14 protein-coding genes and 1 tRNA gene are annotated in these 19474 nt (G+C 71.7%); 4 read left to right on the forward strand and 11 right to left on the reverse strand.

Annotation, left to right across the window (positions count from 1 at the left end):
* Positions 1 to 129: 129 nt before the first annotated feature.
* Positions 130 to 2355, reverse strand: coding sequence for an MMPL family transporter (locus ACIRR8_RS25550; RefSeq protein ID WP_404069040.1), 2226 nt, complete (start codon positions 2353 to 2355; stop codon positions 130 to 132).
* 131 nt (positions 2356 to 2486) lie between these two features.
* Entirely contained in the window at positions 2487 to 3059 is a 573-nt protein-coding gene (locus ACIRR8_RS25555) for a TetR/AcrR family transcriptional regulator (RefSeq protein WP_404069044.1), read from the reverse strand.
* Positions 3060 to 3252: 193 nt separating this feature from the next.
* Here ACIRR8_RS25555 and ACIRR8_RS25560 point away from each other — a divergent pair, with 193 nt between their 5' ends.
* Entirely contained in the window at positions 3253 to 6642 is a 3390-nt protein-coding gene (locus ACIRR8_RS25560) for a S41 family peptidase (protein ID WP_404069048.1), read from the forward strand.
* 159 nt (positions 6643 to 6801) lie between these two features.
* Here the strand turns inward: ACIRR8_RS25560 and ACIRR8_RS25565 are convergent, their stop codons facing one another.
* The 5 genes from ACIRR8_RS25565 to ACIRR8_RS25585 form a co-directional block, all read right to left on the reverse strand.
* Positions 6802 to 8253 carry a glycosyltransferase family 39 protein gene (locus ACIRR8_RS25565; RefSeq protein ID WP_404069050.1) on the reverse strand — a complete coding sequence of 484 codons (1452 nt, stop codon included), beginning with the start codon at positions 8251 to 8253 and terminating at the stop codon, positions 6802 to 6804.
* Between the two features lie 235 nt (positions 8254 to 8488).
* Positions 8489 to 8695 (reverse strand): hypothetical protein, encoded by a 207-nt coding sequence (locus ACIRR8_RS25570; RefSeq protein ID WP_404069053.1) that lies wholly within the window; start codon positions 8693 to 8695, stop codon positions 8489 to 8491.
* A 124-nt stretch (positions 8696 to 8819) separates the two neighbouring features.
* Positions 8820 to 9713 carry an SDR family oxidoreductase gene (locus ACIRR8_RS25575; RefSeq protein ID WP_404069055.1) on the reverse strand — a complete coding sequence of 298 codons (894 nt, stop codon included), beginning with the start codon at positions 9711 to 9713 and terminating at the stop codon, positions 8820 to 8822.
* The gene (locus tag ACIRR8_RS25580) at positions 9710 to 10657 is read right to left on the reverse strand and encodes an alpha/beta fold hydrolase (RefSeq protein ID WP_404069057.1); all 948 of its coding nucleotides are present in this window, start codon (positions 10655 to 10657) and stop codon (positions 9710 to 9712) included. The genes ACIRR8_RS25575 and ACIRR8_RS25580 overlap by 4 nt, the downstream gene beginning before the upstream one ends.
* 37 nt (positions 10658 to 10694) lie before the next feature.
* On the reverse strand, positions 10695 to 12266 hold the full coding sequence (locus ACIRR8_RS25585; protein ID WP_404069060.1) for a flavin-containing monooxygenase: 1572 nt from the start codon (positions 12264 to 12266) through the stop codon (positions 10695 to 10697).
* A 168-nt stretch (positions 12267 to 12434) separates the two neighbouring features.
* On the opposite strand from ACIRR8_RS25585, the gene ACIRR8_RS25590 reads away from it, so the two are divergent.
* Complete coding sequence (locus ACIRR8_RS25590; protein WP_404069441.1) at positions 12435 to 13076, forward strand: MerR family transcriptional regulator; 642 nt, start codon at positions 12435 to 12437, stop codon at positions 13074 to 13076.
* 65 nt (positions 13077 to 13141) lie between these two features.
* Here the strand turns inward: ACIRR8_RS25590 and ACIRR8_RS25595 are convergent, their stop codons facing one another.
* Complete coding sequence (locus ACIRR8_RS25595) at positions 13142 to 13957, reverse strand: exodeoxyribonuclease III (RefSeq protein ID WP_404069063.1); 816 nt, start codon at positions 13955 to 13957, stop codon at positions 13142 to 13144.
* Positions 13958 to 14006: 49 nt separating this feature from the next.
* Here ACIRR8_RS25595 and ACIRR8_RS25600 point away from each other — a divergent pair, with 49 nt between their 5' ends.
* On the forward strand, positions 14007 to 14495 hold the full coding sequence (locus ACIRR8_RS25600) for a GNAT family N-acetyltransferase (RefSeq protein WP_404069066.1): 489 nt from the start codon (positions 14007 to 14009) through the stop codon (positions 14493 to 14495).
* Between the two features lie 4 nt (positions 14496 to 14499).
* Here the strand turns inward: ACIRR8_RS25600 and ACIRR8_RS25605 are convergent, their stop codons facing one another.
* Positions 14500 to 15984, reverse strand: a complete 1485-nt coding sequence (locus tag ACIRR8_RS25605) for a sigma-70 family RNA polymerase sigma factor (RefSeq protein WP_404069069.1) — start codon at positions 15982 to 15984, stop codon at positions 14500 to 14502.
* Between the two features lie 166 nt (positions 15985 to 16150).
* Here ACIRR8_RS25605 and ACIRR8_RS25610 point away from each other — a divergent pair, with 166 nt between their 5' ends.
* Positions 16151 to 17263, forward strand: coding sequence for a helix-turn-helix domain-containing protein (locus ACIRR8_RS25610; protein ID WP_404069072.1), 1113 nt, complete (start codon positions 16151 to 16153; stop codon positions 17261 to 17263).
* A gap of 99 nt (positions 17264 to 17362) precedes the next feature.
* On the opposite strand, the gene ACIRR8_RS25615 is transcribed toward ACIRR8_RS25610, so the two are convergent.
* Both ACIRR8_RS25615 and ACIRR8_RS25620 read right to left on the reverse strand, forming a co-directional pair.
* On the reverse strand, positions 17363 to 18568 hold the full coding sequence (locus ACIRR8_RS25615; RefSeq protein WP_404069074.1) for a S1 family peptidase: 1206 nt from the start codon (positions 18566 to 18568) through the stop codon (positions 17363 to 17365).
* Between the two features lie 761 nt (positions 18569 to 19329).
* Positions 19330 to 19403: transfer RNA gene (locus ACIRR8_RS25620), tRNA-Ala, on the reverse strand.
* Between the last annotated feature and the right edge of the window lie 71 nt (positions 19404 to 19474).

A 19474-nucleotide genomic window follows, 5' to 3' on the forward strand; every position in this document is an offset into this window, starting at 1 on the left:
TCGGTGCCCCGGTCCCCCGTCCCCACAGGTAACCGGCGCTTCCGGGGCCGCGCTCCGCTCAGACGCGGCCCCGGGGTTCATGGAGGACCCGAACGGCTCGACGGAGTCCCCGTAGTGCGGCCGGCGGGCTCAGACGCGGGCGAGCTCGCGCTCGCCGCCGTCACCGCCGCCCTCGGAGGAGGCGGGCTCGTCCGTCAGCTGCTTCTGCAGCTTCTCGCCCTCCACGTCCACGTTGGGCAGCGCCCGGTCCAGCCAGCGCGGCAGCCACCAGGCCCGCTTGCCCAGCAGGGCGAGGACGGCCGGGACGATCGCCATACGCACCACGAAGGCGTCGAAGAGGACCGCGATGGCGAGCGAGAAGCCGATCATCTTGATCATCTGCTCGCTGGAGCCGATGAAGCCCGAGAAGACCGCGATCATGATCACCGCCGCCGCCGTGACGACCCGTGCGCCGTGCTTGAAGCCGGTCACGATGGCCTGGCCGGGGCTCTCGCCGTGGACGTACGCCTCACGCATCCGGGTGACGAGGAAGACCTCGTAGTCCATCGCGAGACCGAAGACCACGCCGACCATGAAGATCGGCATCATGCTCATGATCGGACCGGTCTGCTCCACCCCGAAGAGCGAGCCGAGCCAGCCCCACTGGAAGACCGCGACGACCGCGCCGAGCGCCGCGACCACCGAGAGCAGGAAGCCGAGGGCCGCCTTGAGCGGGACGAGAACCGAGCGGAAGACCAGCATCAGCAGCAGGAACGCGAGGCCGACGACGAGCGCCAGGTAGGGCAGCAGCGCGTCGTTCATCTTCTGCGAGAAGTCGATGTTCATCGCGGTGGCGCCGGTTACCAGGACCTCGGCCCCGGTGTCCGCCTTGATGTCCTTGCCCGCGTCCCGGATGTCGTGGACGACCTCCTCGGTGGCGTGCGAGGACGGCCGGTCCTTGGGGATGACCGTGATCGTCGCGGCGTCACCGGCCTTGTTGAAGGCGGGCGGGACGACGGCCGCGACGCCGAGGGACTCGACCTTCTTGGCGACCTGGTCGGCCGCGGCCTTGGGGTCGGAGCTGTTCTTGGCGTCCACCACGACCAGCAGCGGGCCGTTGAACCCGGGGCCGAAGCCGTCGGAGAGCGTGTCGTACGCCTGGCGCTGCGTGGTCGACTTCGGCTGGGCGCCGTCGTCGGGCAGACCCATCTCCAACGAGGTGGCCGGGATGGCGACGATACCGAGGCCGAGGACGCCGACGAGCATGACCCAGACCGGCTTGCGCAGCACGAACCGCGCCCAGCGGGTGCCCATGTTCGGCTTGGCCTCGGGGCGGTTCTCCGCCTCGGCGGCCTTGCGCGCCTTGCGGCCCATGATCCGCTTGCCCGCGAAGCCGAGGGCCGCCGGGACGAGGGTGAGCGCGATGAGGACGGCGATGGAGACCGTACCGGCGGCGGCGAGACCCATCTTGGTCAGCATCGGGATGTTGACGACGGCCAGGCCGGCCAGGGCGATGACCACGGTCAGGCCCGCGAAGACGACGGCGGATCCGGCCGTGCCGACCGCCCGCCCGGCGGCCTCCTCGCGCTCCCGGCCCTCGGCCAGCTCCGCGCGGTAGCGGGAGACGATGAAGAGGGCGTAGTCGATGCCGACCGCGAGGCCGATCATCATGGCGAGGATCGAGGTGGTGGAGCCCAGGTCCATCACACTGGCCAGCGCGGTGATCGTGGATACGCCGATACCGACCCCGACCAGCGCGGTCACCAGCGGCAGACCGGCGGCGATCAGCGAACCGAAGGTGATGACCAGGACGACGGCGGCGATGGCCACACCGATGATCTCGGCGGTCCCGGTGTGCGGCATGACCTGGAGGGCGTCACCGCCGATCTCCACCTTCATGCCGCTGCTCTGCGCGTCCTTGCCCGCGCCTTCCAGCGCGTCCCGGGTCTCATCGGTCAGCTCCATGGAGTTGACCTTGTAGGAGACCGAGATGTACGCCGTCGAACCGTCCTCGCTCACGGCCTGCGCCTCGAACGGGTCGGCGACACCGGCCACCTGGTCGGAGCCGGACTGGAGTTCCTTGACGATGCCGGTGATCTCGCCCTTGTTCTCGGCGTCGGTCACCTTCTCGCCCTCGGGCGCCTTGAAGACGACCCGGGCGGTGGCCCCGTCGGCGTTGGAACCGGGGAAGCGCTGTTCCAGCAGGTCGAAGGCGCGCTGCGCCTCCGTACCGGGGATGGAGAAGGAACTGGAGGCGGCGGTGGACGCGGAGGCGGCGCCGAATCCGGCCAGCGCCAGCAACGCCACCCAGATCAGGGCGACGAAGCGGCGGCGGCGGAAGGTGAGCCGTCCGAGCTTGTAGAGGAAAGTGGCCACGGGGGCGTACTCCCGGTCAGGTCGTATGAGTGGATTTTGGGCGTGAGGAACCCGCCCGACGACGAGAGCGGCGTGTCAGGGGTCAGGTGAAGCCTCGGGGAGAGGGCCGTGCGGGTGGTGCGGCGGGGACGTCAGACTCCGAGGGCGGGGAGAACCACGGAGTCCACGTAGTCGGTGAGGAACGCCTGGTCGACCGGACGGTCCTCGATCAGCTGCCGGGCGGCCAGGGCACCGACCAGCATGTGCGGGATGTACTTCAGCGCCGGGTTGTCCTGGCGCAGCTCGCCCCGGTCCACCGCCCGTTGCAGCATCTGGTCGAAGCCGGTCATCTCCGGTTCGATCAGCAGCTCGCGCAGGGCCTGGAGCAGCTCGGGGTATTCGTGGACGGCATGGCTCAGACCCCGCATCAGCGCGGCGTCCTTCTCCATCTGGCAGTCGTCGGTGCGGCTCAGCACGGCGTGGAAGTCCCCGCGCAGTGAGCCGGTGTCGATGTCCGCGAGATCCCCCGGCTTGTTGTGCCGGAGTGCCCTCGCGACCAGCTCGGGCTTGGAGCCCCACTGGCGGTAGAGGGTGGCCTTGCTGGACCGGGTGCGGGCCGCGATGGCGTCCATCGTCAGGGCCTCGTAACCGACCTCGCGGAGGAGATCGAGCACGGCTGCGTACAGTTCACCCTCACGCTCGGGGGTCAGCCTGGTGCGTGCCATGTGCCGACCTCCTCCGCATGCCCTTCGTACGTCTTTCGTACGTCAGTCCGTCGCTCCGGTGTTTCGCTCACCATCGAACGAAACTGTTTCGTACACCTGAACCGTACCTCCCCCGTCCAGCGAAACGAAATCGTTTCGCTTGTGGGCTGCACCACAAGTTGCCCCGGGCCCTTCGCGCAGAAAGCATTGGGGGGTGAGTGATGACGCGGCGTACCTCCGGTTTCCCCATCTCCACCAGGACATGCTCTGCTTCGCGGCCGAGGACGACCTCTGGGTCGCGCCCCTCGCCGATGCCGGGCACCGGCCGGGACGGGCCTGGCGGGTGACCGTCGACCGGACCCGGGTCAGCCACCCCCGCTTCTCGCCCGACGGCACCTCCATCGCCTACACGACCTGGCGCACGCTCGACCCCGAGATCCACCTCGCCCCGGTCGACGGCGGCCCGGCCCGGCGGCTCACCCACTGGGGCTCGACCGACGCCCGGGTCTGCGGCTGGACGCCCGATCCGCCCGACTCCACCCACATCCTCGCCGTCTCCTCGCACAACCAGCCGTTCTCGTACTTCTCCTGGGCCTACAGCGTCCCCACCGACGGCAGCCCCGGGGGCCGGCTCCCCTGGGGCCCGGTCTCCGACATCGCGGTCGCCGACCTGGACGGCGAGCGCCGCACGCTGCTCCTCACCGGCACGCCCCCGCACGAACCGGCCGCCTGGAAGCGCTACCGGGGCGGGGCCATGGGCCGCCTCTGGCTGCACGGCGAGCGGCTGCTGCCGGACATCGACGGGCACCTCGCCAACCCGATGTTCGTCGGCCGGCGCATCGCGTTCCTCTCCGACCACGAAGGCGTCGGCAACCTCTACTCCTGCCGGACCGACGGCACGGACCTGCGCCGCCACACCGACCACGACGCCTTCTACGCCCGCAACGCCGCGAGCGACGGCCACCGCGTCGTCTACCAGTGCGCCGGCGACCTCTGGCTGGTCGAGGACCTGGAGTCGCCGGACGCCACCCCGCGCAAGCTGGAGGTACGGCTCGGCGGACCGCGCACCGGCCGACGCCGCCACCAGGTGCCCGCCGCCAGCAACGTCGACTCGCTCTCGGTCGACGAGACGGGCCGGGCCAGCGCCGTCACCGTACGCGGCAGCCTCTACTGGCTCACCCACCGCGACGGCCCCGCCCGCACCATCAGCGACACCCCGGGCGTACGGGTGCGGCTGCCGGAGATGCTGGGCAGCGGAGGCCAGGTCGCGTACGTCACCGACGCGGACGGCGAGGACGCGGTGGAGATCGCCTACCTGCCGCGCGCCAGCGGCGACCGGGCCCCGCGCCGGCTCGCCTCGGGACAGCTGGGCCGCGTACAGGAGATGGTCTCCGACCCGGACGGCGAGCGCCTCGCCATCGCGTCGAACGACGGCCGGCTGCTGCTCCTGGACACGGGAGAGCCGGAGCCGGCCGGCGTACCGGACCGGGCACCCGGCGGCTCGACCCGCGCCGACCTGTACGCGGCGACCGGCGCGGCGGCCCCGGACAGCACCGCGCCGGTCGACGAACACCCCGGCCTCACCGAGCTGATCCGCTCGGTCAACGGCCCCGTCCGCGACCTGGCGTTCTCGCCCGACGGCTCCTGGCTGACCTGGTCGCACCCGGGGATCGGCCGCTCGCTGCGGCAGATCAAGCTGGCCCGGATCTCCGGCCCCGGCGCGCCGGTGATCGTGGACGTCACCAACGGCCGCTTCGAGGACGAGAACCCGGTCTTCACGGAGGACGGCCGCTACCTGGCGTTCCTGTCCTGGCGGGGCTTCGACCCGGTGTACGACGTCCACACCGGCGACCTCTCCTTCCCGCTCGGCTGCCGCCCGTACCTGGTCCCGCTCTCCTCGGCCACACCCTCGCCCTTCGCGCTCTCGCCGGACGGGCGCCCGGCGGCGGGCGGTCTGGACCCGATAGACGTGCCGGACGGGGTCGGTACGTCGGAGGGTTCGACGGTCATGGTGGAGTTCGAGGGGCTGGAGAGCCGGGTGACGCCGTTCCCGGTCTCCGCCTCCAAGTACTCGGCGCTGGCGCCGGTGAGCGGCGGCGGGCTGGTCTGGCTGCGCTGGCCGATCTCCGGCGCGCTGGGCGAGACGTTCGCCAACCCGGCCGACATGTCGGGGCGGCCGACGCTGGAGCACTTCAACATCGCGAAGGCCCGGAAGACCGAACTGGTCGACCACCTGGACTGGTTCGCGGTCAGCGGCGACCGCTCGCGCCTGGTGGTGATGGACGACGGTGAGCTCCGCGCCGTACCGGCCGCGGAACCGGGGGACGGCGACTCCACGGTCTATCTGGACCTGCGCCGCATCCTGCACGAGGTCGACCCGGGGGCGGAGTGGCGGCAGGCGTACGGGGAGGCGGGCCGGATCATCCGCTCCTACTTCTGGGAGCCGGACATGTGCGGCATCGACTGGGACGGGGTGCTGGACCAGTACCGCCCGCTCGTCCAACGGGTGGCGTCCCCCGACGAGTTCGCGGACCTGCTGCGCGAGGTGCTGGGCGAGCTGGGCACCTCGCACGCGTACGTGTCGCCGGCCCGCCGCAACGAGGGCCCGCCGCACTACCAGCGCGCGATCGGCCTGCTCGGCGCCAACCTGGTCTGCCGGGACGGCGCGTGGACCCTCCAGCGCATCCTGCCCGGCGACTCCTCCGACTCCAAGGCCCGCTCGCCGCTGGCCGGTACGGGCATCCGCGAGGGCGCGGTCCTCACCCATGTGGACGGCCGCCCGGTGGACCCGGTGACGGGCCCGTTCCCGCTGCTCTCGGCGGCGGGCGGTACGACGGTGGAGCTGACGTTCACCCCGGCGGGCGGCGGCCCGTCGCGCCGGGTGGCGATCCTGCCGCTGGTCGACGAGCGCCCGCTGCGCTACCAGGACTGGGTGGCCAAACGGCGCGACGTCGTACGGGAGTTGAGCGGCGGCAAGTGTGGCTACCTGCACATCCCGGACCTCGGCGGCTCGGGCTGGGCCCAGTTCAACCGGGACCTGCGCCTGGAGGTCTCCCGCCCCGCGCTGATCGTGGACGTACGCGGCAACGCGGGCGGCCACATCAGCGAGCTGGTGGTGGAGAAGCTCACCCGCAAGATCCTCGGCTGGGACCTGACCCGCAACGCCCAGGCGGTGAGCTACGCCTCCAACGCCCCGCGCGGCCCGGTCGTCGCCCTGGCCGACGAGGCGACCTCCTCCGACGGCGACATGATCACCGCCGCGTTCCGCCTGCTGAGGCTCGGCCCGGTGGTGGGCCAGCGGACCTGGGGCGGGGTGGTCGGCATGACCGGCCGCCACCGGCTCGGCGACGGCACGTCGATCACGGTGCCGATGAACGCGGCCTGGTTCGACGCGTACGGCTGGTCGGTGGAGAACCACGGCGTGGAACCGGACGTGAAGGCGCTGCGCACCCCGCTGGACTGGGCGGAGGGCCGGTACGCGGTCCTGGACGACGCGGTCCGGGTCGCGCTGGAGCTGCTGGCCGCGCACCCGGCGTCGACGCCACCGTCGTACGACACGGCCCCGGATCTGCGGAGGCCGCCGCTGCCGCCAAGGAGCGGGTGAGACGGGAATCCACGCCACCCTCACCGGCCCTGCCCGAGCACGGCTACGACCAAAAAGAGGAGGAGAGCCCGTGAATCACTCCGCACGAACCCCGCCGTCCGGACGGTGCGGGGACGGGGGCACAGTCCTCCGCAGCTTGACCGGAGTCCGGATGGCGGCTCAGCGGGCTCTGACACGCCGCTCGTAGACCGTGACCCGGCGCCCCCGGGCCTGTTCGTCGGCGACGGGCCTGAAGTGGGTGCGCAGGACGGAGGCCTTCGCCCGCTCCCGTTCGGTGGCGGGCGGGCGTGCCACCCCGGGGGCGTCCGTCACCAGCAGGATGCGTCGCCGGGCCAGCATCGCCGCCCGTATCCGCTCCGGCCGCGCCTCCGTGCCCTTCAGGGTGCCGGACTCCTCCGGGCCCCGCGCCAGCGCTATGTCCCGGAGGCCCGCGAAGGCGTCCGGGGAGACCAGCCAGGTGTCCCGCCGTGCAGCCGGGATGAACAGCACCGCGTCACCGGGCCTCTTCATCCGCCGGACGTCCCCGGCGGCGGCGAGGACGTCGTCCACCCGGCTCGACGGGGAACGCTTGGCGAGCGACTGCGGCAGGAGGGCCACCGCCGCCACGGCCACCACCACGGGGAGGACCCACGGCGCGGCGCGCGGGCGGCGACGGGCCACGGCCCGGACCGCGGCGCCGATCGCCACGCCGATCAGCAACGCCAGGCCCAACAGGCTGAAGAGGACGTACCGGTCCAGGAACAGCGGCTGGACCAGGGAGAGTCCGACGAGGCCGAGCTGCGGCACCGCCAGCAGCGGCAGCCCGACGGCCGCCGCCGAGAGCCGGCCCGGACGAGGACGCGGCCGCTCCAGCAGCGCGCCCGCGCCGCCGACGGCCAGCAGGACCGCCGGGCCGATCAGCATGTGCCAGGTCAGCGGCGGTATCCAGGACACCTGCGCGGACTGGCTCCGGCTGAACAGGATCAGCGGCAGCACGCACACCACGGCGGCCACGGCGGCGGCGGTCCAGCGCCCGCCGGTCCCGCGGCCCGCCCGGCACCGGAGCAGGATCGCGAGGTGGGCCGGAAGGATCAGGAGCGAGAGCCAGTTGAGCAGGCCGGACACCGCGACCGTACCGCCGTACGCGACCCAGTGCACCGCCCGGCCGCGCCCCTCCACCAGGGTGACCAGGAGCAGCGTGGAGATCCCGGCCGCCGCTGCCACCAAGGCGTACGGCCGCCCCTCCTGGAGGTAGAACTGCACCGCCGGAAGCAGCCCGAGCGCCAGCCCGCCCCCGAGCCCGGCCCACGGGCCGGCCAGCCGGTGGCCGAGGGCGGCCACACAGGACGCGGCCACCGCCATGGCCACCACCGACGGCAGCCGCAGGACGGTGGTGCCGGGTCCGAACAGCTCGAACAGGCCGTGCATCAACAGGTAGTAGAGCCCGTGCACGACATCGACGTTGCCGAGCAGGTCCGTTATCTCGGCGGTGGAGCGGCGGGCCACCTGCCAGGTCGCGGCCTCGTCCCGCCACACGCTGTCCTGCCGCGACAGTCCCCACAGGCCGAGGGTGAGCGTCCAGAGCGCCGGGACGGACGGGACGAGGAGGCGGGCAGTACGAGCTGAGGGCACGGAGGAGGAGGCTTTCCGGAACGGCTGTGGTGCAGGGCAGGGCGACAGAGACTCCGAGGCCCCCGCACCGACCATGCATCGTACGCACAACAGTTCCGCAATCGATCACTCAAGCGATAAGACCCTGGCTCCGGACAGCGAGAAGGAGGCGCATCCGGTCACCCGGATGCGCCTCCTGACGCGACGCGCACGCACGCGCTCGGCGCAGCGCGTACGCGTCACACCTCAGCGACCGTCAACGGTCGAAGCGCTCACGCGCCTGGTCCTTGGCGTCCTGAGCCCGGTCCCGCAGGCCGGTCGACGCGTCGGAGCCGTGCTCGTGGTCCTGGTCGCGGCCCTGCGACGCGCGGTCCTGAGCCTGGTCCTTGGCCTGGCCGGCCTTCTGCTTGGCCTGGTCGGCGAGGTCCTGCGCCTTGTCCTTGAACTGGTCTGCGATACCCATGCTGTTCGCTCCTGTGGGATGCCTGGGGTGTATGTGTGGGGTGGCCCCGGTGGGGCCGTGCTCAGCGTTACACGCACCGACATCCCGCGCATTTCGGACCACTACCGACGGTGACAGACCCTCGTCACGTACGGTCGGCACGCTCCGCGCGCGCGTCCTGGTCCGCCGCTCCCCCGGCCCCCACCAGCCCCTTCGACACCGTGTGGAGCCGCGGTTCGAAGCGCCGCATCTCACGCTGCCCGCCGATCGCGATGACGGAGGGCAGATAGCCCCGGACCGACTGCATCCCGCGCAGCCACCACTGCGCGTACACGTGCGGGGAGCGCCGCGCGATCCCGTCCACGATGCGATCGACGGCCGGACCGAGCGGGTACGTCCGGTTCATCGGCCACGGCAGCCGCTGCCGCAACTCCCGCATCACGGTGTCCTGATCGGCGCCGCGCACCATGTCCGTGTCGGTCCAGGAGAGGTAACCGACCCCGACCTTCACGCCCTTGTAGCCGACCTCCGAGCGCAGGCTGTGCGCGAACGCCTCGACGCCCGACTTGGAGGCGCAGTACGCCGTCATCATCGGCGCCGGAGTGATCGCGGCCAGCGACGCTATCTGGAGGAAGTAGCCGCGGCTCTCCATCAGCACCGGCAGGAACGCCCGCCCGGTGACCGCGCCGCCGATCAGGTTCACCTCGATGACCCGCCGCCAGGCGTCCGGGTCCGAGTCGGCGAACGGACCGCCGGAGGCGACGCCAGCGTTGGCGACGACCACGTCGACCTTGCCGAACCGCTCCTTGACCTCCCGCGCCACCTGGGCCATCGCCGTGTGGTCGGTGACATCGGCGAACCAGTGGCCGCTCTCGCCGTGCAGCCGCTCGGAGACCTTCTTCAGCTCGTCCGGCTCCAGCCCGACCAGCGCCAGCGTCGCCCCGCGCGCCGACAGCTTGCGGGCCAGCAGCTCGCCCACGCCCCGCGCCGCGCCGGTCACGACGACGACCTGGCCCTCCAGACTCCGCCTGCTGCTCATGCGACATCCTCCTTCTCGGACGTGGCGGCCGACGAGGCCGTCCGGTTCGCGACGTACCGCGTGGTCAGTTCCCTGAGCTTCGCCGTGACCGCCTCCGGGGCCTCCACCGGCGTCATGTGCCCCATGCCGGCCAGCTCGGTGAGCCCGAGGCCGACCGGGAGCGCCGCCGCGATGGCCCGCGCGTGGACCGGCGGGGTGAGCCGGTCGTCGGTACCGGCGATGACCGCCGTCGGCACCCGCAGCTCGCGGACGTCCGCCGTCACATCCAGCCCGGCGAGCACCTCGCCCCATCCCACCCTCCCGCGGCGCGGACAGGCGTGCACGATGCGCGCGCAGACGTCGACCCGGTCGGGAGCGGAACCGACCCCCATGGTCACGTACCTGAGGATACGTTTCGACACCGGAGTGACCGGCCCGAGCGGCGCCTTGGCGCCCAGGACCGCGGCCGTCAGCCGGGTCCGGAACGCGCTCGCCCGCAGCGGCAGCACGGTGGCCTCCGCGGTGAGCCGGCCGCTGCCGGTCGAGCAGAGCAGGACCGCCGCCGCGTGCTCGCGCAGGCCGGGGCGGCGAGCGGCGGCCATCAGCGTCATCCCGCCCATGGAGTGCCCGGCCAGCACCGCTTTCCGACCGGGCGCGAGGGTGGCGGCGAGCACGGCCTCCAGGTCGTCGGCGAGCGCGTCGACGCTGTAGCCGCCGGGGCCGGGTTCGGGGGTGAGGCCGTGGCCGCGCTGGTCGTAGGCGATGACGCGGTGGTCGGCGGCGAGGTCCCGGATCTGCGCGGCCCAGAAGTGGGTGTTGCAGGTCCAGCCGTGGGCGAGGACGACGGCCGGCGCGTCCTCGGGGCCGTGCAGCTCGACGTGGATGCGGGAGCCGTCGGCCGACGTGACGAAGAGTTCGTTCGCGGGGACGGGCGGGAGGTCGTCGCGGTGCAGGAGACGGCTCATCGCGCGGCCTCCTCGGGCGTGCGGTACGCGAGGGCGCTCATCGCGCGGCCTCCTCGGTCATCGCGTCCCCGGCGGCCACCGTCTCGCGCTCGTCGCGCCCCGGCTGTACGGGCACATGGACGCCGCCCGGCTTCGCCGCCGCCCGGATGACGTCGTACTCCGCGAGGTCCACCGACCGCGTCTGCCGCCGGAACTCACCCGTCGTGCCCGGCCAGACGGTGGTGTTGCGGCCGGCCTCGTCCAAGTACCAGCTGGTGCAGCCGCCGGTGTTCCACACCGTGCGCTTCATCCGCTCCTGGACCTTGTGGTTCCACGCGGTGACGGCGGTGGAGCGGGCGCCGAGCGCCGCGCGGCCGCCGAGCACGTTCAACTGGCGCAGATAGTCGGCCATGTAGTTCAGCTGGGACTCGATCATCAGGATCATCGAGGAGTTCCCGAGGCCCGTGTTGGGGCCGATGATCGTCATCCAGTTCGGGAACCCGGCGGCGGTCGCGCCGCGCAGCGAGTTCATCCCGTCCTTCCAGGACTCGGCGAGCGTGATGCCCTCCTCGCCGACTACCCGTTCCGCGATCGGCATGTCCGTCACATGGAAGCCGGTGCCGAAGATGATCGTGTCGACCTCGGCCTCGCTGCCGTCGGCGGCGACGACGGTGGAGCCGCGTATCTCGCTGAGCCCGGAGGCGACGACGTCCACGTTGGACTGGGCGAGGGCCGGGTAGTAGGTGCTGGAGAGCAGGATCCGCTTGCAGCCGATGCGGTAGTCGGGCGTCAGTTTGGCCCGGAGCGCCGGGTCCTTGATGGCCCGCGCCATGTTGGACTTGGCTATCTTCTCCACCAGGCCCAGCTGGTCAGGGTGCTTGGTGAAGGCGCTGACCTGCAACTCCCTTATGCCCCACAGCAGTCCGCGGCGCGCGGTGCAGGTGGCGGGTATCGCGCGGTGGAGTGCCTGCTCGGCTTTGCTGATGGTGCGGTCCACGCGCGGCATGACCCACGGAGGCGTGCGCTGGAAGAGGGTGAGCTTGGCGGTCTTCGGCTGGATCGCCGGGACGATCTGGATGGCGGAGGCGCCGGTTCCGACCATCGCGACCCGCTTGCCGGCCAGGTCGTAGTCGTGGTCCCAGCGCGCGGAGTGGAAGACCTTGCCGGGGAAGGAGTCGAGCCCGGGTATGTCGGGCATCTTGGGGTCGGAGAGCGGCCCGGTGGCGGAGATGACGACATCCGCGCGGAGGGTCGTACCGTTGGCGGACTCGATCACCCAGTACAGGTTCTCCTTGTCCCAGCTCATCAGCTTCACCTCGTGGTTCAGCCTGATGTGCGGGCGGAGTCCGAAGGTGTCGGCCACCCGCTCCAGGTAGGCCCGGATGTGCTTCTGGCCGGAGAAGGTGCGCGGCCAGTCGGGGTTGGGCGCGAAGGAGAAGGAGTAGAGGTGGGACGGTACGTCGCAGGCGCAGCCGGGATAGCTGTTGTCGCGCCAGGTGCCGCCCACCGAGTCGGCGCGCTCCAGGACGACGAAATCGGTGATGCCTTCGCGGCGCAGCCGGACGGCGGCCCCCAGGCCCCCGAATCCGGTACCGATCACCGCCACACGTACGTGCTCCTGCTGGGCCATGCTGCCGCCTCCCGCGGTACGTCACGCGATTACGCCAGCAATCACTGGCATGGTTCGGAGAGTAGAGCAGGGTCGTACTGATGGGTAGGGGTCGGACCGAGGAAAGTTACTGGCGGTACAACATAGGGTGCCCCTGTGGCTGAAGGACGCGAGCACCGCGAATACCGCATGGAGGAGCTGGCCAAGGAGGCCGGCATCACCGTGCGGACCCTGCGCTTCTACCGGGAGCGCGGCCTGATCCCGCCACCGCGCCGCGAGGGCCGGATCGCCTGGTACGACGACCACCACCTGGCCCGGCTGCGGACGATCGCGGGCCTGCTGGAGCGCGGCCACACCCTCAACGGCATCGCGGACCTGGCCGCCACCTTCGAGAGCGGGCGCGATGTCGCCGAGGTGCTCGGACTCGGCGAACCGACCGAGGAGACCCCGGTCCGCCTCACGCCGGAACAGCTCGCCGACTACTTCGAGGGCGAGGTCACGCCGGAGAACCTGGCCACCGCCCTGGACCTGGGCTATCTCGCCACCGACGGCGACGAGATCGTCCACATCAGCCGCCGTCTCCTTGAGGTGTCCGCCGAGCTCGTACGGGAAGGGGTGCCGCTCGCCACGGTGCTCTCCTCGGGCCGCCGCGTCCGCGAGCACGCGGACGCCCTCGCCGAAATCTTCGTACGCGTACTGCATGCCCACGCCACCGAGACCGAACCGGCCCAACTGCGGCCACTGGCGCGCGCGGTGGTGGACGCGGAGCTGTCGATGGCGCTGGACCGGAGGCTGCGCCGCGAGGACGGCACACAGCCTCCGAAGGCGTAAGGGCGGCACACGGCCCCCCGACGGCGTGACGACCGGTGCGCCACCGCTCGTGAACGACCTGCGCGCTACCGCTCGTAGACGACCGTCACCGGCGCGTGGTCGCTCCACCGCTCGCCGTGCGTGGCGGCCCGCTCGACCCACGCCTTGACCGCCAGCGCGGCCAGTCCCGGCGTGGCGATCTGGTAGTCGATGCGCCAGCCCGCGTCGTTGTCGAAGGCGCGCCCTCGGTAGGACCACCAGCTGTACGGCCCCGCCACCTCCGGGTGCAGCTGCCGTACGACGTCGACGTACGCGGCCTCCTCCAGGACCCGGGTCAGCCAGGCGCGCTCCTCGGGGAGGAAGCCGGAGTTCTTCTGGTTGGCCTTCCAGTTCTTCAGGTCGGCCTCCTGGTGCGCGATGTTCCAGTCACCGCAGACCACGACCTCGCGCCCGTCCGCCGCCGCCCGCGCCTTCAGGCCCTGCAGGTAGGGCAGGAAGGCCGCCATGAAGCGCTCCTTCTCGTCCTGCCGCTCGGTGCCGACCTCGCCGGAGGGCAGGTACAGGCTCGCGACGGTCACGCCGGGCAGGTCGATCTCGACGTACCGGCCGCTCGCGTCGAACTCCTCCGCCCCGGGCACGTCGAACCCGCCGAAGCCGATCTGGACCCGCTCCGGCGCCTGCCGGGAGTAGAGCGAGACCCCGGCGCGCCCCTTGGCGGCGGCGGGCGCGTGGACGGTGTGCCAGCCCTCGGGGTCACGGACCTCCGCGGCCAGCTGGCCGGGCTCGGCGCGGACCTCCTGGAGGCAGACCACATCGGCGTCGGCGCCCGCCAGCCATTCCACGAAGCCCTTTTTCGCGGCGGCACGAAGCCCATTAACATTCACGCTTGTAATAGTCAGCATCGGAAAACAGTACCTACCTCAGCCCCCTCATAGATATACGATAATCAGCATGAACATCCGCCCGTCCCGCTTCGACCACCCCGACGCCGTCAAACTCAACGACCAGGTGCAGCTCGAATACGCCGAGCGCTACGGCGACGAGGGCGATGTCACCCACCTCGACCCGGCCATGTTCGTGCCGCCGCACGGTCTGTATCTGCTCGCCTACGACGAGCTGGAGCGCCCGGTGGCGACCGGCGGATGGCGGACGCAGGACCGCAACGAGGAGGGGTACGGGGACGGCGACGCCGAGATCAAGCGGATGTTCGTGATCCCCGAGGGCCGTGGCCGGGGCCTGGCCCGCCGGATGCTCGCCGCGCTGGAGGAGGACGCCCGGGCCGCCGGCCGCGTCCGGATGGTCCTGGAGACCGGTGACCAGCAGCCGGAGGCGGTCGCGCTGTACACCTCGTGCGGCTACACGGTCTGCGAGCGGAAGTTCGGCCACTACCGGGAGTACGAGAGCAGCATCTGCATGGCCAAACCGCTCCGGCTGCCGTAGCTCCCTACCTCGGCGTGGCCAGCACCTGCGTCCAGTAGGGCCCGCGCGGCGAGTTGGCGATGCCGACGCCCACGTGCGTGAAGTCGCAGTTGAGGATGTCGTCGTCGCGGCCGGAGCTGCGGCGCCACTCCTCGACGACCGCCGCCGGGTCCTCGTTCCCGGTGGCGATGGTCTCGCCCACGGCGGTCCACAGGTAGCCGGACCCGGTCACCCGGTCACCCATGTTCCGGCCCGTGGAGTCGGTGTGGCCGAAATAGCCGTACGCCGCCATGTCCTCGGAGTGGCGCTGGGCGACCTCGGTGAGCCGGGGGTCGGTGGTCAGCTGCGGGCAGTCGTTGTGGGCGCGCAGGGTGTTCACCTCGGCGACCAGGCGCGTCTCGGGACGCGGCCGCGCGCGGGGCGCCGGGCGCGGTGACGGCGGGACCACCGTGGACGGCGAGGCGTCCGGGGCGGCGGTGCTCGGCGCGGGTGACGGCGTGGCGGTGGGCGTCGGGGACACCGGCGGCGGGGCGGCCGTGGTGGCCGGCGGCGGCGCGGGCGCCGGAAGCCGTGTCGTACCGCCTTCGGCGCGCGGCGCGGGCGGGGTGGAGGTGGAGGGCCACAGGAGCACGGCGATCGTGGTCACGGCGGCGGCCGCGGCGGTGAGCCCCGCCGCCTTCCCGGCCGAGAACGCCGCCGGGGCCACGGCCGGGGCGACCGCGGCGGCGGCGTGCTGGCCGCCTTCGTACAACGGCACCACCAGAGCGAGCCCGGAGAGCAGACCCTCCGGCGGCAGGAGCCCCGAGCTGGTCGCCGAGCAGGAGGCGCAGCCGCGTATGTGCCGGGCTGTCCGCTTGCGCCACAGCGGCGTGGGGGCGCCGTCCCAGTCGGCCACCAGGTCGTCCAGGGCCGGGCAGCGGGGCTCTGCGGCCAGGGCCCGGACGACCGCCCGCCCGATATCGAGCTGGTTCTTGACCCGCTGGACACGTACGGCGGCGTGCTGCGGCGGCAGTCCGAGGGCGTCCGCCAGCTCGGTGCGGGTGAGTTCACCGGTGGTTTCCAGCCACCAGAGCGAGAGGACATCGCGTTCCGCCTCGTCCAGCCACCGGGTCGCCTCGGCGGTCTCGCGCCGCTGGCCGGAGAGTTCCAGGCGCAGGATGGTCAGGTCGACGAAGTCGGCGGCCGGGTCGGCGGGCTCGTCGGTCTCCTCCAGCGCGGCGGGACGGTGGCCGAGGACGGCCCAGCGGGTGCGGACCTGGTTCATGGCGATCGCCACCAGCCAGGACCGGAACCGGGTCGGATCGCGCAGCGAGGAGAGGCCGGAGAGCGCCCGGAGCATGGTCTCCTGCACGACGTCGTCCACGTCCGGGTGGCCGTTGAGGGCCCGGCCCACGACGTTGTAGACCAGCGGCAGGTAGAGGGCGGCGAGCCGCTCCCCGGCCGCCTGGTCCCCGTCCCTGGCCGCGACGACCAGAGCGGTGGGGTCCACGCCGTTCACGCTGTTCACCACGTGCTCACTTCCTCGGGCCGTGCGGAGGACGCCGGTCAGCGCGTCCCGGGAGTGTGGGACAGCTCACTCCCGGGGGTTTTGTTATCCGGCCCCTCTCCGGTGGTCAACCAGTATGCGGGGGCCGTGCGGATGCCCTGCGGCGGGAGTGCCGGGATGGGGGAGGGACATGTCGAGCAGGATGGAAGCCGGCGTCGGTCTGCCGGACGCGGAGGGCGCGCGGAGCGCCTCGGGTGCCACGAACGCGCGTGATCTGCGGAAGGCGCTGAAGACCGGGGCATCCGGTCCGCCGCCCCACGGCGCGCCTGCCCGTGAGGGGTCTGCTCACGACGGGTCCGCCCAGGGCCGGTCGTCGGCGCCGTCGGCCACCGAAACCCCTCCCCCGGCCTCCGACGCCTTCCCGGCGGCGCTGCGGGAGGCGCTGGGCCACCGGGGCCTCTCGCTGGAGCGGGTCAGCGAACGGCTGCGGGCGCGCGGGATCGGCGTCAGCCAGGCCACGTTGAGCAGCTGGCAGCGCGGCCGGAGCCAGCCGGAGCGGGCCCGGTCGCTGCGGGCGGTGGAGGTGCTGGAGGAGATCCTGGAGCTGCCGGGCGGGGCGCTGCGCTCGCTGCTCGGCCCGCGCCGGCCGCGCGGCCGGGTCGCGCCGGCCCGGGGCGAGAGCGCGGCGCTCCAGGTGCTCGGCAAGGACTCGGTGGTGGAGAAGGCGCTCGGCGAGCGGTTCCGCCACTTCAACCAGGAGACCGGCTCGCTGCTGATCCACGACGTGGTGACGCTGGGCGAGCGCGGAACGCTGAGCAGCCTCTCCACGACGAACGTGCTGCGGGCCAGCCGCGCCGGGGCCGACCGCGCGCTGTTCGTGCTCAGCTTCGACGACGAGCAGGCGGAGCCGCTCGACATCCGGGTCACCAGCGGACGGCTCGGCGAGGCGACGTACCTCAAGGGACTGAAATCCCTGGTGCTGGAAATCCACTTCGGCCGCGAACTCGCCAAACTGGATACGACGGTGGTGAGTTACGCCGTCGACGTGAGCCCGTCCCGGGAACCGGCCACGCACTACGAACGCTGGTCGCGGGCGAATCTGCACGAATATCTTCAGCAGGTCTTCTTTCATCCGGACGCGCTTCCCTCCGGCTGCCGGCGGTACTTCCGGGACCAGGTGGGCTCCCCGCCCCGCGCGCAGCGACGCATTTCGATGAACGATTCCCACAGCACCCATGTGCTCGCCTCCCGCTGCAAACCCGGTGTGCACGGGGTCGCCTGGGATTTCGGCACACCGGAATGACGGACATGCGGGAAAGGGCGGAAATGATGGAAACGGGAGACCGCCCAGGGTCAGTGGACGGTCTCCCGCGTTTGCGGCACCTTCACCCCCGGTCCGGGGCTACTTGGTGTTGAGCGTCAGCCCGTAGTACTTGAGGGCGTCGTCGAGCGGCTGGAAGTACGACGAACCGGGCGAGTTCACCTGGCCGTTGCACCGCTGGCCGATCGGCCCGCCGGAGGTCATCCCCTGGGCCTGGTTGCCGGAGACGTACGCGCCGCCGCTGTCGCCGCCCTGGGTGCAGACGGAAGAGCTGGCGAGGCCGGTCACGACGGTGTCGGGCCCGCCGTTCTCGTCGGTGTAGGTGACGCTGACGTTGTACGAGCCGACCTTGCCGCAGGTCCAGCCGGTGGTCTGGCCGGACTTGCAGAGCGCCGAACCCTGCGGGGCCCGCTGGCTGCCCCGGACGGCGACGGTGCCGGCCTTGCCGTACGTGGTGATGTCCAGGCCGATGGAGTGGCCGGCGTCCACGGAGGCGATGCCCATGTCCACGCTGCGGGTGCCGAGCGCGAACCGGGTGTGGGTGCCCTTGGCGAACCGGGTCCCGTTGTAGGCCAGGGCCGGCAGGTCCTCGATGCAGTGCCCGGCGGTCACGAGCACCTGCTTGCCGTTGCGGTCCTTGGCGCCGTAGCCGACCGAGCAGAGGTAGCCGTTGAACGTCATCCGGCTGCCCGGCGGCACGACCGCCTGGGTCTCCAGCTTCTCCTGGCCCTGGACGACCCGTACGGCGTCGCCGTTGCTCTTGGCGGCCTGGAGGAAGGTACGGGTGGCGGCGTCCGTCTCCCCGTTGACCTCGACGGTCACGGTGTCGGAGGCGAGGTCCACGGACCACGCCGAGACGCCGGCCGGGGCGCTCCTGAGGGCCTTGGCGTCGAGCTGTGCCTTTATTCGGTTCAGCTCGCTCTCGCCACGCTCCGGGACCCGTGCTGCGAGTCCCGCCGCCTTGACCTCCTTCGCCGCCTCGGCATCGGCGGCGTTGACGACGAGCGTCCCGTCCTTGGCGAAGAAGGCCCCGAGGGTGGAGACCTTCTCGGCCCGCAACTTCGCGAACCGGCCCTGCTGCCGTGCTTCCCGGTCCAGCCGCTCGACGGCCTCCTGCTCGCTCACGCCCAGGGTGGTGGCGAGAGCCTGGACCATCTCCGGCTGATACTTCAGCGGCGCGGATTCCGCCGCACCGGCGTAAGCCCCTGTGGCGACTCCGGCCGACAGGAGGGCGCCGATGGAGGCCGCCACGATGTATCTGCGCGCGTTCTTCTTTCCGTGCTTCACGCGATTCCTTCCGCTACACGGGCGAAGCGTCCAGACAATGGGGGGGGTGGCCACACCACGCTTGGGGACGCGCGATGTGTTCCATGGACACTGCCCGGCGGCGATGACATGTTCCTGTCGCCGCGCCTCGAACTCTCGCGTAAAGGGAACTGCCGCGACAAGGACCGGAGATGGGGCTCTTATCTACAGAACTGGCCGAGAACTGTAGTGAAACGCGGCGGAAACACAGCGGACGCGATCGACGGAAGCCGAGCCGGTTACGCCTCCGGCCGCTTCCCGCACCGAGACCGCGCCCCTGCCCGCCGGAACGCCGCCCTGGAGCCGGCCCTGGAGTCGACCGACTCTCGCCATCACGGCCGAGCGCGCGGGGCTGACACGTGATCCGGCTGTCTGGCCTGTGGAAGGGAAGAGAACTACACCCTCGGCCACATCCCCGAGACCCCCGACCCGTACGAGGACCCCGTCGAGGAGACAGGGGAACACCGCTCCGCCCCGCCGCCCGAACCGTAAAGGCGGCGTCGGCGAAGCAGGCACAACCACACAGCCGTCAGCGCGCCGGAGGACCACCCGAGTCCTGCGGCCGCTTCGCCATGCCCGCAGAACCACAGCCGGCTCCGCTCACCGTGCCCGCAGCACCGAACTGGGCTTCCGAGGCCGGCATCCGCGTCGTCCCGGCCTGAGAACCACGAAATCCCGCCCAGTTGAAGTAACTGGACGGGATCTCGTGATGTTCTTGAGAGCTACTCAAGAACCGTCGTTTGTGGACCTGTGGGGATTTGAACCCCAGACCCCCTCGATGCGAACGAGGTGCGCTACCAGACTGCGCCACAGGCCCTTGCGACGTGTGAAACTCTAGCACCCTCACAGGGGTGCTTGGAAATCCGTTCCTCCGCTGGTCAGCGGTGC

The organism is Streptomyces sp. NPDC101178 (assembly GCF_044767965.1).
Taxonomy (GTDB): Bacteria; Actinomycetota; Actinomycetes; order Streptomycetales; family Streptomycetaceae; genus Streptomyces.